The sequence below is a fragment of the Mesorhizobium sp. M1329 genome (assembly GCF_040318035.1).
In the GTDB taxonomy this organism is placed as follows: domain Bacteria; phylum Pseudomonadota; class Alphaproteobacteria; order Rhizobiales; family Rhizobiaceae; genus Mesorhizobium.
This window is the reverse complement of record NZ_JAMYLN010000011.1, coordinates 16,318-32,100: the sequence shown is the minus strand read 5'-3', so window position 1 is coordinate 32,100 and position 15,783 is coordinate 16,318. Positions and strand designations below refer to the sequence as shown.

The 15,783-nt window shown below is 63.5% G+C and carries 14 protein-coding genes; 6 read left to right on the top strand and 8 right to left on the bottom strand.

All coding sequences use genetic code 11. The features are described from left to right. Positions 1 to 25 precede the first annotated feature (25 nt). Both NKH21_RS13390 and NKH21_RS13385 read left to right on the top strand, forming a co-directional pair. Positions 26 to 706: an ABC transporter permease subunit gene (locus tag NKH21_RS13390; protein ID WP_352666203.1), complete on the top strand. Its 681-nt coding sequence runs from the start codon at positions 26 to 28 to the stop codon at positions 704 to 706. Continuing rightward, positions 703 to 1,476 carry an amino acid ABC transporter ATP-binding protein gene (locus NKH21_RS13385; RefSeq protein ID WP_352666205.1) on the top strand — a complete coding sequence of 258 codons (774 nt, stop codon included), beginning with the start codon at positions 703 to 705 and terminating at the stop codon, positions 1,474 to 1,476. Before NKH21_RS13390 ends, NKH21_RS13385 begins: the two co-directional genes overlap by 4 nt. A gap of 94 nt (positions 1,477 to 1,570) precedes the next feature. On the opposite strand, the gene NKH21_RS13380 is transcribed toward NKH21_RS13385, so the two are convergent. From NKH21_RS13380 to NKH21_RS13360, 5 genes are all read right to left on the bottom strand, one after another. Beyond that, entirely contained in the window at positions 1,571 to 2,152 is a 582-nt protein-coding gene (locus NKH21_RS13380) for a CarD family transcriptional regulator (RefSeq protein ID WP_006327799.1), read from the bottom strand. Between the two features lie 369 nt (positions 2,153 to 2,521). Next, on the bottom strand, positions 2,522 to 2,860 hold the full coding sequence (gene fdxA, locus NKH21_RS13375; protein ID WP_292664799.1) for a ferredoxin FdxA: 339 nt from the start codon (positions 2,858 to 2,860) through the stop codon (positions 2,522 to 2,524). Positions 2,861 to 3,008: 148 nt separating this feature from the next. Then, a complete protein-coding gene (locus NKH21_RS13370) occupies positions 3,009 to 3,395 on the bottom strand; it encodes an RNA-binding S4 domain-containing protein (RefSeq protein WP_023680553.1) in 387 nt (128 codons plus the stop codon). Positions 3,396 to 3,407: 12 nt separating this feature from the next. Then, positions 3,408 to 6,812 (bottom strand): helicase-related protein, encoded by a 3,405-nt coding sequence (locus tag NKH21_RS13365; RefSeq protein ID WP_352666207.1) that lies wholly within the window; start codon positions 6,810 to 6,812, stop codon positions 3,408 to 3,410. A gap of 702 nt (positions 6,813 to 7,514) precedes the next feature. Next, positions 7,515 to 8,099, bottom strand: coding sequence for a TetR/AcrR family transcriptional regulator (locus tag NKH21_RS13360; protein WP_352666208.1), 585 nt, complete (start codon positions 8,097 to 8,099; stop codon positions 7,515 to 7,517). Positions 8,100 to 8,182: 83 nt separating this feature from the next. On the opposite strand from NKH21_RS13360, the gene NKH21_RS13355 reads away from it, so the two are divergent. Next, complete coding sequence (locus NKH21_RS13355; RefSeq protein ID WP_352865501.1) at positions 8,183 to 9,433, top strand: FAD-dependent monooxygenase; 1,251 nt, start codon at positions 8,183 to 8,185, stop codon at positions 9,431 to 9,433. A 66-nt stretch (positions 9,434 to 9,499) separates the two neighbouring features. Here NKH21_RS13355 and phbB read toward each other — a convergent pair whose 3' ends face one another. Then, positions 9,500 to 10,225, bottom strand: a complete 726-nt coding sequence (phbB, locus tag NKH21_RS13350) for an acetoacetyl-CoA reductase (protein ID WP_352666211.1) — start codon at positions 10,223 to 10,225, stop codon at positions 9,500 to 9,502. A 104-nt stretch (positions 10,226 to 10,329) separates the two neighbouring features. Beyond that, the gene (locus NKH21_RS13345; protein WP_352666212.1) at positions 10,330 to 11,514 is read right to left on the bottom strand and encodes an acetyl-CoA C-acetyltransferase; all 1,185 of its coding nucleotides are present in this window, start codon (positions 11,512 to 11,514) and stop codon (positions 10,330 to 10,332) included. Between the two features lie 278 nt (positions 11,515 to 11,792). Here NKH21_RS13345 and phaR point away from each other — a divergent pair, with 278 nt between their 5' ends. Then, positions 11,793 to 12,401 (top strand): polyhydroxyalkanoate synthesis repressor PhaR, encoded by a 609-nt coding sequence (gene phaR, locus NKH21_RS13340; RefSeq protein WP_352666214.1) that lies wholly within the window; start codon positions 11,793 to 11,795, stop codon positions 12,399 to 12,401. Between the two features lie 67 nt (positions 12,402 to 12,468). On the opposite strand, the gene NKH21_RS13335 is transcribed toward phaR, so the two are convergent. After that, positions 12,469 to 13,617 (bottom strand): citrate/2-methylcitrate synthase, encoded by a 1,149-nt coding sequence (locus tag NKH21_RS13335; RefSeq protein ID WP_352865498.1) that lies wholly within the window; start codon positions 13,615 to 13,617, stop codon positions 12,469 to 12,471. A gap of 92 nt (positions 13,618 to 13,709) precedes the next feature. On the opposite strand from NKH21_RS13335, the gene NKH21_RS13330 reads away from it, so the two are divergent. Both NKH21_RS13330 and NKH21_RS13325 read left to right on the top strand, forming a co-directional pair. Continuing rightward, entirely contained in the window at positions 13,710 to 14,798 is a 1,089-nt protein-coding gene (locus tag NKH21_RS13330) for a citrate synthase/methylcitrate synthase (protein WP_352865496.1), read from the top strand. A gap of 202 nt (positions 14,799 to 15,000) precedes the next feature. Further along, on the top strand, positions 15,001 to 15,783 hold the full coding sequence (locus NKH21_RS13325) for a 3-hydroxybutyrate dehydrogenase (RefSeq protein ID WP_352666218.1): 783 nt from the start codon (positions 15,001 to 15,003) through the stop codon (positions 15,781 to 15,783).

The following is a 15,783-nucleotide window of genomic DNA, read 5'->3' as shown; positions in this document are numbered from 1 at the left end:
CGGCAATCTGGCAAGGAGGAGCTTAGTGCCGCACTGGCTGCAATTGATGCTGGAATCCCTGCCTACGCTGCTGTGGGCTGCACTGATCTTCACCGTGCCGTTGACGCTGCTGTCGTTTGCGTTCGGTCTTGTCCTCGGCCTGGTCGTGGCGCTTGTCCGGCTGTTCGGCCCCAAACCCCTGGTCGCCGTGGTCCGCTTCTACGTCTGGATCTTCCGCGGCACGCCGCTTCTCGTGCAACTGTTCCTTATCTTCTATGGCCTGCCATCGGCCGGCATCCTGCTCGACGCCTTTCCGGCAGCACTGATCGGCTTCACCTTGAACATCGGTGCATATTCGTCGGAAATCATCCGCGCCGTCATCGGTTCGGTGCCCAAGGGCCAGTGGGAAGCGGCCTATTCGATCGGCATGACCTGGGCCCAGGCAATGCGGCGCACCATTCTTCCACAGGCGGGGCGCGTCGCGGTGCCGCCGCTGTCCAACACCTTCATCTCGCTGGTCAAGGACACTTCGCTCGCCGCCGCCATCACCGTGCCGGAGATGTTCCAGGCAGCGCAGCGCATCGTCGCTACCACCTATGAGCCGCTGATCCTCTATGTCGAGGCAGCGGCCCTCTATCTGGTCATGAGCTCCGTGCTGTCGGCCTTGCAGGCGCGGCTGGAAAAACGGCTCAACCGTTATGGCGGCTTCCTGGAGGCGCGCGCATGATCGGCCTCACCAACATTGAAAAGCGCTTCGGCGACAATCTCGTGCTGAAGGGCGTGACCGTCACCATCGAGGAAGGCAGCGTCACGGCGCTCGTCGGGCCATCGGGCGGCGGGAAAAGCACGCTTTTGCGCTGCATCAACCTGCTCGAGCTGCCGACTTCAGGCACGGTGCGGATCGGCGACGATGCACTCGAATTCCACCCTGGCGGCAGGGTCTCGACCAGGGATATTCAGCGGCTGCGGCTGCAGACCGGCATGGTGTTCCAGAATTTCCAGTTGTTTCCGCATCGCACTGCGATCGAGAACATCATGGAGGGGCTGGTGACGGTGCTGAAATGGCCCAAGGAAAGGGCGCGCCAACGGGCGCTCGCCCTGCTCGAAAAGGTCGGCATGGCGCACAAGGCCGATGCCTGGCCGGCGACCCTGTCAGGCGGCCAGCAGCAGCGCGTGGCGATTGCCCGGGCGCTGGCGCCTTCGCCGAAAGTCCTGCTCTGCGACGAGCCGACCTCTGCGCTCGATCCGGAACTGGCGCAGGAGGTGGTCGACGTGCTCGGCAAGCTCGCCAGCGAGGGCACGACCATGGTGATGGCGACGCATGATCTGCGGCTCGCCTCGAAGATCGCGCGGGAAGTGGTGTTCCTCGATGCCGGCAACATCGTCGAACAAGGCCCGGCCGCGGTGCTGTTCAGCAACCCGGAACGCCAGCGGACCAAGCGGTTTATCGCCACGCTGAAGCAGGAGGCGGAAAGGGAGGGCGGTCGCGAGAGCTAGAACGGCCATCGCCAGTCAGCCAAATAGAAAAGTCAGCTAAAACAAAAAACCCGGCGCGAGGCCGGGTCTTTCTGAATTCGAAGGCGAGAAAAAATCAGGCAGCTTCTTCCTGCTCGGCTTCCTCGTTGTCGGCCTTGGCGCCGCGCTTCGGACCCTTATTGAGGTTCACCTCGATGAGGCGCACCGCTTCGGTCTCCGACATGCGGTTGACGGCCGCGATCTCACGGGCCATGCGGTCAAGCGCCGCCTCGTAGAGCTGGCGCTCGGAATAGGACTGCTCCGGCTGGTTGTCGGCGCGATAGAGGTCGCGCACCACTTCCGAGATGGAGATCAGATCGCCGGAGTTGATCTTGGCATCATATTCCTGGGCGCGGCGCGACCACATGGTGCGCTTGACGCGGGCGCGGCCCTGCACGACCTTCAGCGCGCGCTCGACATAATCCTCTTCCGACAGCTTGCGCATGCCGATCGAGGTCGCCTTGGCGACCGGCACCTTGAGGCGCATCTTGTCCTTCTGGAAGTCGATGACGAACAGCTCCAGCTTGTGGCCCGCGACTTCCTGCTCATCGATCGAGACGATCTGGCCGACACCATGCGCCGGATAGACGATGTACTCGCCGGTCTTGAAACCGTGGCGCGCTGCGGTGGACTTCTTCTGCGGGGTGATCGTTGCCATTACGCCCTGAACTCCTTGTTGTGGTACCGGCATCGTGCCGGCCCGAACTCGTGCGACCGGGGTGACCGGTCCTTAGCCACACAACGATGAACTCACCGGAAAGGCCAGGACCGGCAAATCGCAACATTGCGACCGCCTGCCCCAGATCGCTCTGGTCCGGATTGAGAAATTCACCTTTCAGTGATTTGGGGCGTTTGCGCCATAAATCGACGTTGTGTCACCGGCATGTTTGGTTTGATATAACACAAAAAGTCGGGAGAATCAAGGTTTTGCTGCACGCGCGAAGGCCATGCGCCGTCGCCGCCTGTCAAGGCAGTTAATGTATCACGTCTGTTACGCGGCGTCAGGCCGCCGCAGCCGGCAGGCTCGTCAATCGCCTTCGCCGGGCTCCGGGGAGAAATATTTCTCGAACTTGCCAGTTTCGCCATCGAAGTTTTTAGCGTCGGCCGGCGGCTCCTTCTTGGCGGTGATGTTAGGCCATTTCTCGGCATATTCGGTGTTGATCTGCAGCCATTTGTCGAGGCCCGACTCGGTATCGGGCTTGATCGCATCGGCCGGGCATTCCGGTTCGCAGACGCCGCAATCGATGCACTCGTCCGGGTGGATGACGAGCATGTTCTCACCTTCGTAGAAGCAGTCGACCGGACAGACCTCAATGCAGTCCATGTATTTGCATTTTATGCAATTGTCGGTCACGACATAGGTCATTGGTCGGCTCCGGGACGTCCCATTTTGTTGGGCTTTTTTGGTGAGGTAACGCCTTTGTCCGCTGGTGGCAAGGGCGGCCCTTGCCAGCGGTGCCGCGGTTTCCGGAATGGAATTCCAGAGGGCCGGCAAAGCGGACGTTCGAGTTTGCTCAATCGTCGCCGAGCAGGTGGTCGGTCTGGCGGCGTTCTTTCTTCGTCGGGCGGCCGCTGCCGGCCTCGCGCAACGGCGGCACCGCATCGGGAAGCGCCTCGCCCTTGGGCGCGGGGGGCGGCGACATGTCCTCGTAGAGCAGGCGGGCCTCTTCGGCCGGGCCACGCCGTACGCCGGTGCCAAGGACTTTCCAGACGAAGATCCGCCGCTCCAGCGTGATGGTCAAAACGTCGCCCGGCCGGACCGTATCGGAGGCCTGCGCTGCTTTGTCGCGATTGATGCGGACCCGTCCGGCGACGACCAGCTTGGCTGCCAGCGTGCGCGACTTTACCGCGCGCGAGAAGAACAGCCACTTGTCGATGCGCTGGCGGGCATCAGTGACCATCGGACGAGCAGCTTACTTCTTCAGCTGGTCGCGCAACGCGGCGAGCTTGGCGAAGGGCGAGTCCGGATCGAAGCGGACCGGGCGTTCCTCACGCGGCTTTGGCTGGAAGGCGGGCTTTGCGCCTTGGGCGCCGCCTTTGCCGTCCTGTCGGCCACCCTTCCAGTCGGGCCGGTTTTCGCGCCGGTCGGGGCGTTCGCCTTGCGGCTTGCTTGCGCGCTCTGCCGCCTCGCCTTGCGGCCTCGGCTTGAACTTGCTGCGGTCGAAGCGCGGCTTGCCGGCGCCGTCGCGCTGGTCGTGGCGCCCCTGACGGGCAGGCCCGTCGCCCGGCGTCGGTTGCGCGCCGGCATCTACCGGCGCATCGCTGCGGCCGCCCGGCGCAGCTTGACCATTGCGCGCACGATTGTCCCGATGATTGTCCCGGGGGCGGTTGTCATGCTGGCGATGACGTGGGCGCTGGTCGAAACGAGCCTGCCGCCACAACAGGATGGGTTTTGGCTCCTCGGCTTCTGGAGCAGCTTCGCCGGCGACGGCTTCCGCCGTTGCTGCAGGTTCGGGGGGCGATGCTTCCGTAGTTTCGAAAACCGGCGGCTCTGCCGGTGCCGTAGCCTCAGTTTCCGCCCCAAGTTCCGCCCTTGGCTCAGCCGCTGGTTCCGCAGGCGCTTCAGCAGTCGCCTCGGCGGCGGGCCGGGCCTCTTGCGTGACTTCTGCCGCAGCTTCTGGGGCTGGAGCTTCCGCGACAGGCTCTGCCGCCGCTTCGGTCGCGGCTTCGGCTGCTGCCTCCGCAACTGGGGTCGCATCCGACACTGGCTCGGAAACCTCCGCCGGCGGCTCTGCCGCGGCAGATGCTTCCGCCATCCTCGCCTGCTCGGCTCGCGCAGCCTCTTCCGCCGCCTGCTTTGCAGTGGCAGCGTCACGCGCGGCACTGTCCTGTGCTTCGAGCCGCGCCTTGACCTCGGCTGCCGGTTTGGCATCGGCGCGATAGCCGAGTCCCTTCAGGATTTCTTCCATGTCGTCGGCGGTGGCGCCGAGGATCGACATCATCGGCGGCGTCACCATGAAGGATTGGCCGTCATAGGCGCCGTCGGGGCGAGGGCCGAGGCCCGGCTTCCAGTTGGTCGCCGGCCGGATCAGGTCGGCCAGTCGTTCGAGAATATCGACGCGTACGGCACGCCGGCCAAGATTGCGGTAGCCGGCAAGCTTGTAGAAGGTCTTGTCGAATGTGGGATCGATGACCACCGAGGTGCGGCCGGAGGCCAGTGCGTGAACGACATCGCCGAAGCCGGGCTTGTCCTTGCCGTCGTTCCTCAGTGCCCACAGCAGCGTTATCAGCCCGGCCGGCGCCGGTTTGATCAACGCCGGCACGAAGACATGGTAGGCGCCGAAGCGCACGCCGAGACGGCGAAGCGCCGCGCGGCCTTCCTGGTCGAGCGACTTCATCTCGTCGGCAATGTCGCGACGGTTGATGAGGCCGAAATGCTCGACAAGCTGGAAAGCGATGCCGCGGCCGATGCCGGTGATCTGCTCGGCATTCTTGAGATCAACCAGCGGCTTCAGCAGGGATTCGATCTGGAAATTGACGAAGCGCTCGGCGCGCGCCGCAACCTTGTCGCGGGCCGGGCCGGTGAGTTGCTCGTCGGCGAGCAGAACGAGACGCGGCTTCAAAGCGTCTTCGCCGGCAACCAGCGTGCCGATCGGGGCGCCGATCCAGCGCAGCGTGCCATCCGAACCCAGCGCAATGTCGCCATTGGCAGAGGCGCCGAAGCGCTCGGCCCGCGCCTCGAACTCGGCGGCAAGCGCCTTCTGCGCCGCCGCCCGCACTGCCTTGGCATCCTCGCCGCCGGCGCTCTGGTCGGCGGTGAAGCGGAAACCCTGCAACTCGCCGACGTGATGGCCTTCGACGAGGACGGTTCCGGTTGGGCTGATTTCGGCTTCAGGCATCGTGTTTTCTCTAAGGCGCCGCATGAGGACGGAAGTCCTGCGGTCTACAAAACGTTTCGTCAACCGCTCATGCAGCGCATCCGACAATCTGTCTTCGATTTCGCGCGTCTTTTCCTGCCAGTGTGCCCGATCGGCCAGCCAGCCGGGCCGGTTGGAAACGAAGGTCCATGTGCGGATCTGGGCAATCCTGTGCGATAGCGTGTCGATGTCGCCTTCGGTGGTGTCGGCACGGCGCACCTGCTCGGCCATGTAGTTCTCGTCGACATGGCCGTGCCTGGCAAGGTCCATGTAGATGGAGGCGATCAAGTCGGCGTGCTGGGCCGGCGCAATCTTCCTGTAGTCGGGCAGCGCGCAGGCTTCCCACAGCAGCGCCACGCGCCTGGCATCGGTGGTGAGTGCCCGGACATCCTCGTCGCGCGACAGATGTTCGAGCGCCTGCGCGTCTACTGCCGGCAGTGCGCGCGTCAGGCCTTCGACCGGGGCGTTGGTCTCGATCGAGCGCTTCAGCGCATCGAGGTTGGCGAAATCGAAATGCGCGGTGCGCCACTGCAACACTTTCACCGGGTCGAAATCATGTGCCTCGATCTTCTTGACGAGTTCCTCATCCAGCGGATCGACCTGGCCGGTGACGCCGAAGGTGCCGTCGCGCAGATGCCGGCCGGCGCGGCCGGCAATCTGGCCGAGCTCGGCCGCCGTCAGGTTGCGGTACTGGTAGCCGTCGAATTTACGGTTCTGGGCGAAGGCGACGTGGTCGAGGTCGAGGTTGAGGCCCATGCCGATGGCGTCGGTCGCGACGAGGTAGTCGACGTCGCCCGATTGGAACAGCGCCACCTGGGCGTTGCGGGTGCGCGGGCTGAGTGCGCCGAGCACGACGGCGGCACCGCCCTGCTGGCGGCGGATCAGCTCGGCGATGGCATAGACCTCGTCGGCGGAGAAGGCGACGATCGCGGTGCGCCGCGGCAGGCGGGTCAGCTTCTTCGAGCCGGCATAGGCAAGATGCGATAGCCGCGGCCGGGTCACCACCGACACGCCTCGCAGCAGGCGCTGCAGGATGCCGTGCATGGTGGCCGCGCCCAGTAGCAGCGTCTCCTGGCGGCCGCGCAGATGCAGGATGCGATCGGTGAAGATGTGGCCGCGTTCGAGATCGCCGGCAAGCTGGACCTCGTCGATGGCCACGAAGGCGGCGTCGGTCTCGCGCGGCATCGCTTCCACGGTGCAGACCGAGTATTTCGCGCCAGCCGGCTGGATCTTTTCCTCGCCGGTGATGAGCGCAACCTTATGGGCGCCGACCTTCTCGCAGACGCGCGTATAGACCTCGCGGGCAAGCAGCCTGAGCGGCAGGCCTATGACGCCGCTTTCATGCGCCACCATGCGTTCGATGGCGAGATGGGTCTTGCCGGTGTTGGTCGGGCCGAGCACGGCCGTCACGTCTCGACCCGACAGGATCAGCGGTTCAGTGTGTTTCGGATGGATGTTCATCGGCCTGGAAATAAGGCTCTCTGCCTCGCATTGTCGGGAGCGCGCCCATATTGGCCGCGTATGACAGGCGACACATAGGGATTTCGGGCGCGAAGCGAAAGCGGAATGTGCCGAGGGCGGGCCGATTGGTCGCTTCAAAGCCAAAAATCTGTTCCCGATTAACAGTTGGAACGAGTCTGGAACGAATCAGCGACGAATCACTGACTCGCGCTGATTCAGGTTTTGTTCACGGCTACATCTGGGCTTTCTGCCGGCGAATCTCACCACATGCTGAATCACGGAAACTGGCCCGATTCATGCAGGCGGCATCCAAGCCAGCACCACGGTTAACCTTTGCTGGTGAATGATCGTGGCCGGCCAACCTGCTTCGCGCAACATTATGAAATTATTGATGTTTCCTAATGCGCTTTAATCATTTCGAGGGTGTTTTCAGCTCTCGCCGTTAACGTTCCGCTCAAAGCCGGAACGAATCGGCGACGAATCAGAGATAGGCGAAGTTTCTTGGTTTGTTCACCGCAACATGTTGTGTTGTGAACAGCTTTTCCACCGAGAATCCACAGGCTGCTGGGCGGTTTTTGCACAGGCTGCGCAGCGGCCGTTAACCTTTGTGTACTGGTTCGGCACACGCGGCATCATGGCCATCGGGTCGACGCGCTTAGTGCGTGAGGCTCAGAACTCGGCCAACCATGCCGAATGGCTTGTTCAGGATACGTCCGCTCCGACGGCATATCGCTGCAATGTGGGGCCAACGTTCTGGATGATTTCGTCTTGAGACAGGGCGACGACCGGCGGAAGCCGCAGCAGGTACCGGCACATCGCCAGTCCCAGCAACTGGCTGGAAATGAGCCCGGCGCGCCGGCCCGCATCGGCGGGATCAGCGACCGCCGCAACCAGTGGCCTCACCTGGTTGGCAAATACATCGCGCAACTTTTCGGCGGCAAATTCGTTCGACGTCGCCGAACGCAGCAGAATTACCATGCCGGTACCGTTGGCCGGATCTTCCCAGATTTCGAGAAATCGCCTGATCAGTGTCTTACCGATGTCGGTCCGGTCGATCACCCGTAGTGCGGGCAATTTCAGATCGACGACCGCCGCCCTGGCAAACAACTCGTCCTTGCTGCGGAAATAGCGGATCACCATGGCCGGATCGATCGAAGCATGCGCCGCGACGTCACGGATCGAGGCGCCGTCATAGCCGCGTTCGGCGAACAGGAGCTTCGCGGCCTCAAGTATCTGAGCCCGGGTGCGATCCGACTTGCTGGGTTTCTTCGACTGATTCTCGGTCATGAAAATGCATATGCCAACGGTCGTTGACAAATGCAATGGCTTCGGCTAAAAAGTCAACATATGTTGACAAATGGAGAGAGAAAATGTTGCCCGATACAACGGAAATCCTGATTATTGGCGCCGGCCCGACCGGCTTGGCGCTGTCCATCGTGCTGCACCAGGCCGGGGTCGACCATGTTCTGATCGACAGGCTTGGAGAGGGCCTTCAGACCTCGCGGGCTGGCGTCATCCACGCACAGACGCTGGAAGCGCTGGAGCCGCTGGGCGTCACACAGCGGCTGAGCGAGCTTGCCCTGAAGCTGCAGAATTTCGCCATCCGCGACCGCAACAGGGCACTGCTCAAGCTCGATTTCGGAAGGCTTCCGTCGAGGCATCCCTATCTGATGATGCTGCCTCAGAATCTCACCGAGCAGGTGTTCGCCGAGCGGATTGCCGTCCTGGGCGGCGTGATCCACCGCATGGTCGAGGCCAAGGCCGTGGTTCAGGACACTGACGGTGCGTGCGTGACGGTGGTCGAGAACGGCTGCGAGAAGATCATATCGGCACGCTACGTCGTTGGCGGCGACGGTATGCACAGCCTGGTGCGCAGCTCGGCCAGCGTCGAGTTCGACGGCGCGGCCTACGAGGCGTCGTTCGTTCTCGCCGACGTTCGTCTCGACTGGCCGGTTGGGCCAACCGAGGTGTCGCTGTTCTTTGCGCCAGCCGGGCTGGTGGTGGTGGCGCCGCTCCCAGACGGATCGTACCGCGTCGTCGCGACAATGGACGACGCGCCGGAAAAACCCGCGGTCGCAGACATACAGGCGCTGCTGGACAGCCGCGGACCGACCGGCAAACGAGGCCGGGTGCTCGACCTGAAATGGAGCTCGCGTTTTCGCGTGCATCACCGCCTGGTCGGGTCATACCGCAAGGACCGGTTGTTCCTGATGGGCGATGCCGCGCACGTACACAGCCCGGCGGGAGGGCAAGGCATGAATACCGGCATCGTCGACGCGATCGTGCTTGGTCAGTTGCTTGGCGACGTGGTGAACGGCGTGCGCCCGGAAGCGGAGCTCGAACTCTATGAAACACTGCGACGCCCGGCGGCCCAGGAGGTGCTTGACCTGGCTGGCATGATGACCGGCATGGCGCTTACCCGCAGTCCGGTGAAGCGGTTCGTCCGCAACCTCATGCTATCGGTGCTGAACTTCACACCATTCCTGAAGCGCCGCATCGCCTTGAAGCTATCGGGCCTCAGTCGGGCGCCGCTTGCCCGTCTGCCGGCACCCGCGTGCGAGGCAGGTGCAATTGCCCGAACCCAGCCTGAAGCCAGCCCAGTGCTGAAGCTTGCCGCGTGACAGCCCGGTTATCTGCCCGTACCTGCCGTCGGGCCGGTACGGGGGGCATCCGCGGCATCCCAAGCCTCAGCTAATGTACTGGCCGCCATTGGCTGAAATGGTCGAGCCGGTGATGAAACCGGCATCGTCGGAAGCGAGGAAGACGACGCAGCGCGCGATTTCCTCCGGCTCGCCGAGACGGCCGACCGGGATGTGCGGGATGACGCGCTCGTTAAGCACCTTCTCGTCCATCGCCTTGACCATCTCGGTGGCGATATAGCCGGGGCAGATGACGTTGACGGTAATGCCGGCGCGCGCGCCTTCCTGGGCCAGTGCCTTGGTGAAGCCGATATCGCCGGCCTTCGAGGCCGAATAATTGACCTGGCCTACCTGGCCTTTCTGGCCGTTGATCGACGAGATGGTGATGATGCGACCGAACTTGCGGTCGCGCATGCCGCCCCACAACGGATGCGTCATGTTGAAGACACCAGAAAGGTTGGTGTCGAGGACCTCTTTCCATTGCTCGCGCGTCATCTTGTGGAACATCGCGTCGCGAGTGATGCCGGCATTATTGACCAGCACCGAGACGGGACCGAGATCGGCCTCGATCTGTTTGATGCCGGCGGCGCAGGCCTCGTAGTCGGCGACGGACCATTTATAGACCGGGATGCCGGTTGCGGCCTTGAACTTTGCCGCCGCTTCCTCATTGCCGGCGTAGTTTGCGGCCACCGAATAGCCGGCGCTTTTCAAGGCGACCGATATCGCCGCGCCGATGCCGCGCGACCCGCCTGTGACGATTGCAACCTTTGTCATGTGTCCTCCCGGGAAATGCAGATGACTGAGCGTTGAAGCGGTGGGGTTTGCCCTCTACTCCCTACTCGCTTTGCGCCAGCATCCTATTCGTATCGCTTATCTCATCACAATGCTTCCACGCACATGGCAACACCCATCCCGCCGCCGATGCACAGCGTGGCAAGGCCTTTCTTGGCACTTCTGCGGCGCATCTCGTAGACCAGCGTGTTGAAGATGCGGGCGCCCGAGGCGCCGACCGGATGGCCGATGGCGATGGCGCCGCCATTGACGTTGACGATGGCCGGGTCCCAGCCCATGTCCTTGTTGACGGCGCAGGCCTGCGCGGCGAAGGCCTCGTTGGCTTCGACCAGATCGAGATCGCCGACCGACCAGCCGGCCTTGGCCAGCGCCTTGCGCGAGGAGGGGATCGGTCCCGTCCCCATGATCTGCGGGTCGACGCCGGCGGTCGCCCAGGAAACGATACGCACCAGAGGTGTGATGCCGCGCCTTGCGGCTTCCGCTTCGGTCATCAGCACCACGGCTGCGGCGCCGTCGTTGATGCCGGAGGCATTGGCTGCTGTCACCGTGCCTTCCTTGTCGAAGGCCGGCTTGAGCTTGGTCATGGCGTCGATTGTCGCGCCGTGGCGGATGTATTCATCCTGGTCGACTATCGTGTCGCCCTTCCTGCCCTTGACTGTGAAGGCAACGATCTCGTCCTTGAATTTTCCGGCTTTCTGCGCAGCCTCGGCCTTGTTCTGGGAAGCCAGTGCGAACTGGTCCTGGTCGTCGCGGGTGATCTGGAACTGGCGGGCGACGTTCTCGGCGGTGTTGCCCATATGATAGCCGTAGAAGGCATCGGTCAGGCCGTCCTTGATCATGGTGTCGATCAGCTTGAAGTCGCCCATCTTGACGCCACCGCGCAGATGCTGCGCATGCGGAGCCATCGACATCGATTCCTGGCCGCCGGCAACGATGATCCTTGCGTCGCCCTGGGCGATCTGTTGCATGCCGAGCGCGATGGCGCGCAAGCCGGAGCCGCAGAGCTGGTTGAGGCCCCAGGAGGTCGCCTCCTGCGGCACGCCGGCGGCCATAGCCGCCTGCCGCGCTGGGTTCTGCCCTTGAGCCGCGGTCAGGATCTGGCCGAGAATGACCTCGTCCACTTCCTTGCCGTCGACGCCGGCACGGACCAGCGCTTCCTTGACGGCGACCGCACCCAATTCATGGGCTGGCGTGTTGGCGAAGGCGCCGTTGAAGGAGCCGACAGGCGTGCGCGCTGCACTGGCGACAACGATGGCGTTGGAAGCGGACATGTTCTTCTCCAGGCTTTCGGGGAACGATTTCGGGTGCCGTCGGGGACTTTTCTTGCCCTTTCCACAACCCGAGTCAAACCCGAAATGGGCATGGCGCCCCACTGCCGCAAGCAGGCCGCCCGTCGCTGCAACGGCGGCCCGTCCGTGCTGCGCAACATAAAATGTTCCCGCACTGCACAAACTGCTTGGATTCATGACGCTTTTGCGCATATCCTTTAAAAAGGCGCAATCGTTACCGGCGGCTTACTTAAGCTGCCCGGTGTCCGGGGAGGATGCAGATGGCCGCAAAAGACGAAACTATTGTTATCAAGAAATATGCCAATCGCCGTCTCTACAATACGGGCACCAGCACCTATGTGACGCTCGAGGATCTCGCTGAAATGGTCAAAAAAGGCGAGGAGTTTACTGTCCAGGACGCCAAGACCGGTGACGACATCACGCATCCGGTGCTGACCCAGATCATCTTCGAGCTGGAGAACAAGGACGGGCAGAACATGTTGCCGATCCCGTTCCTGCGTCAGCTCATCGCCTATTACGGCGATCAGATGCAGATGATCGTGCCGAGCTTTCTCGAACAGTCGATGCTGGCCTTCTCGAAGGAGCAGGAACGCTTTCGCGAGCAAATGAAAGATGCCCTTGGCAAGTCGCCGATGGACATGATGAAGATCGCCACGCCGATCAAGGTGCTGGAGGAGCAGACGCGGCGCAACATGGAAATGTTCCAGAACGCCATGCGGCTGTTCACGCCGTTCCCGCCCGCGGGCTCTGCGCCGGCAGCAGCACCACCCGAACCGGCCAAGAAAGAAACACCGGAAAAACCCGACGACCTTCAGGAGCTGAAGGAGCAGATCGCCGCGATGCAGCGCAAGCTCGACACGATGTCGTGACTGCCAGGGCGAGGCGCCGCGTCGAACCTTCCCTCGGGTGCCGCTGAGACTTTCGCACACAGCGCGGCTAGAGCTGCTCCGGCAGCGGTCCCTGGTAGCGGGCGCGCGGCCGGATCAGGCCGCTGCTTGTCACCTGCTCCACGGCATGCGCGGCCCAGCCGACGCTGCGGCCGAGCGCGAACAGACGGAACGGGGCATCGGACGGCAAACGGAGACTGCGCGTGAGCGCAGCCAAGGCGAAATCGACGTTCGGGCGCATGCCCGTTGCCGCAAAGGCCGCATCGCAAAGCCGTGACAGCCCATCATCGACATCTATCGCGGCCAGTAACGGTTCCGCACGCGGATCGCCGTCGGGATAAAGCGGATGGCCAAATCCGGGCAGTGGCCTGTCGTGACCGAGCCAGCGACCGACAGCCGCATCCGGCCTCAATCTCTGTGCATCCTCGCCCAACATCATGACCGCCTCCGCGGCGCCGCCATGGCGCGGACCGGAGAGGGTGGCGAGGCCGGCAAGCAGGCAGGCCGAAACAGGTGCGCCGGTGGACGCGGCGACCCGTGCGGCGAAGGTCGATGCGTTCAATTCGTGATCGGCCAACAGTACCAGTGAGCGGCGGATCAAGTCTGCGCCGGCCGCATCGAGCGACCATCCCCGCGCCAGCCTTTCATGCACGGCACCGCTTCCGTGAACCGCGCCGAGCGCCTGAGCCAGAGCGGCGATGGCGCCGGCCGCATCGTGGTTGAGCGAAGCCGATCGGCGGCCGAGCGAAGGCCGGCCGTTGGCCGCCAACGCGGCCAATTCCGCGAAGGCAGCCGGCCGGTTAGTCGCGCCGTTACTATGGCGGCTCGCCGACCCGAACGACACTGGTGCGCCAGACGCCCAAAGCAGGTTTGCCGTCTGCTCCAGCGTGGCAGTCTCGGAGAGCGTGACCGCATCCTGGCCGCGATAGACGAGGCGGCCGTGCAAAACGGTCGAGATCGTGGTGGCGATCGCCGGCTCACCCCAGGCAATCGCGCTTTCGGCGATTGCCTGCGGGTTTCGGCCGCGCGCCCGGCGGCTCGCCAGCGCCGCGATGTCGTCGGCGCGATACTGGCTGCGGCGTGGATCGGCCCCATCCGGCCGCATGCCGATGCGTCCGCGGCTGACATAGGCATAGAGCGTCTGGGCGCGCACCCTGAGACGCTCCAGGGCTTCGTCCCGCGTCAGCCACTCCGTCATGTCAGCCTTGTCATGTTGATTCTATTGATCAAGATTGATGGGCCAGTCGCCAACCCTTATCTACCGCACGGAAAGGGTCAAGGAGAAAACCAATGGCGAATGGGCTCGATGATGTGGTGGCGGCGGAAACGGTGCTCTCCGATGTTGACGGTCTTGGTGGCCGCCTGACCATCCGGGGCCATTCGTTGCCCGACCTGGCAGGCCGCTGGAAATACGCCGAGGTGGTTCATCTGCTGTTCGACGGCTTTTTCGACGATCTTCCCGACGGCAGGGAGCTGGCGATCGCGATCGGTCGGGCGCGCAGCGAAGTGTTCGAGCAGACCGAACCCTTGCTGCCGTTTCTCGCATCCCTCGATATCTACAGCGCGATGCGCGCCGGCATTGCCCTGCTGCCGGATGGTGACAAATTGCCGGACGCGCTGCGGCTGGTTGCGGCACCTGCCGTGCTGACGCCGGCCTTGCTGCGCTTGCAGCGCGGCGAAAGCCCGATTGCGCCTGACAGCAAGGCCGATCATGCCGCCGACATTCTGCGGATGCTGACCGGCATTGCGGCCTCGCCGAAATTGGCGAAGGCGCTCGATACCTATCTGGTGACGGTTTGCGACCATGGCCTCAACGCGTCGACCTTCGCCGCGCGCGTGGTCGCCTCGACGCAGGCTGGGCTTGCTTCGGCGGTGCTGGCCGGGCTCGGAGCGCTCAAGGGGCCGCTGCATGGCGGCGCGCCAGGTCCGGTAATCGAGATGCTGGATGCGATCGAGGCGCATGGCGACGCCGCCGGCTGGCTGCGCGACGAGATCGGGCGCGGCCAGCGCATCATGGGCTTCGGGCATCGCATCTACCGCGTGCGCGACCCGCGTGCCGACGTGCTGAAAGCGGTGGTGCGGCAACTCGGCGCCAAGGGCGAAGCCGGCCACCGGCTGGCGTTTGCCGAAAGCGTAGAGCAAGCGGCGCTCGAAGTGCTTCGCATCGCCAAGCCGTCGCGCTCGCTCCAGACTAATGTCGAGTTCTTCACAGCACTTCTGCTGGAAGCGGCGGGCTTTCCAACAGAGGCGTTCACCAATGTCTTTGCTGCCGGGCGCGTCGCCGGCTGGATCGCGCATGCGCGCGAGCAGCAGACGAGTGGACGGCTGATCCGGCCGCAGTCGCGCTATATCGGGCCGGTGCCGGACCTCGTCGCCTGAGGATTTTTCCCCGAATGCTTTACGGAAACCGGCCCGCTACAGCCGGTGCCGGACACCTCTCTCGTCAAAGATGAGAGAGGTCTACATGACAAAATTTTCATGTAATTGCTCCACACATCCGCTGTTCTTGGGTGGCAGAGAGCCTATATGCTGCAGTGCAGCATGGTTCCACGGGAGCCCACCTCGAAAGGAATAAGCCGCCTTGACCGCCAGAAAAACCGCCATCGTCACCGGTTCCACCTCGGGCATCGGCCTGGCAATTGCCCACGCGCTCGCGGCTGAAGGCTGCAACGTCGTCGTCAATTCCTTTTCCGACACCGCCGACGATCACGCCATCGTCGACGCAATCGCCAAGCACCACAAGGTGAAGACCATCTACATCAAGGCCGACATGTCGAAGCCGGCCGAGTGCCGGGCTTTGGTGGCGAAGGCGGCCGAGACATTCGGCTCGGTCGACATCCTGGTCAACAATGCCGGCATCCAGCATGTCGCGCCGGTTGAAAGCTTCCCGATCGAGAAGTGGGATGCGATCATCGCCATCAACCTGTCATCGGCCTTCCATACGATCGCAGCCGCCATCCCGTTGATGAAACAGGCCGGTGGCGGCCGGATCGTCAACGTCGCCTCGGCCCACGGCCTGGTCGCGTCGCCGTTCAAGTCGGCCTATGTCTCAGCCAAGCATGGCATTATGGGCTTGACCAAGACTGTCGCCCTTGAGCTGGCGCGCGACAAGATCACCTGCAATGCCATTTGTCCGGGCTATGTGTTGACGCCGCTGGTCGAGGCGCAGATCCCCGACCAGATGAAGGCCAACAAGATGGACCGCGAGACGGTGGTCCGCGAGGTCATGCTCGAAAGGCAACCGACCAAGGAGTTCGTCACGATCAAACAGGTTGCGGCGGCCGCGGTGTTCCTGTGCTCGGATGCGGCGGCGCAGATCAACGGCACGCACATCTCTGTCGATGGCGGCTGGACCGCTCAGTGA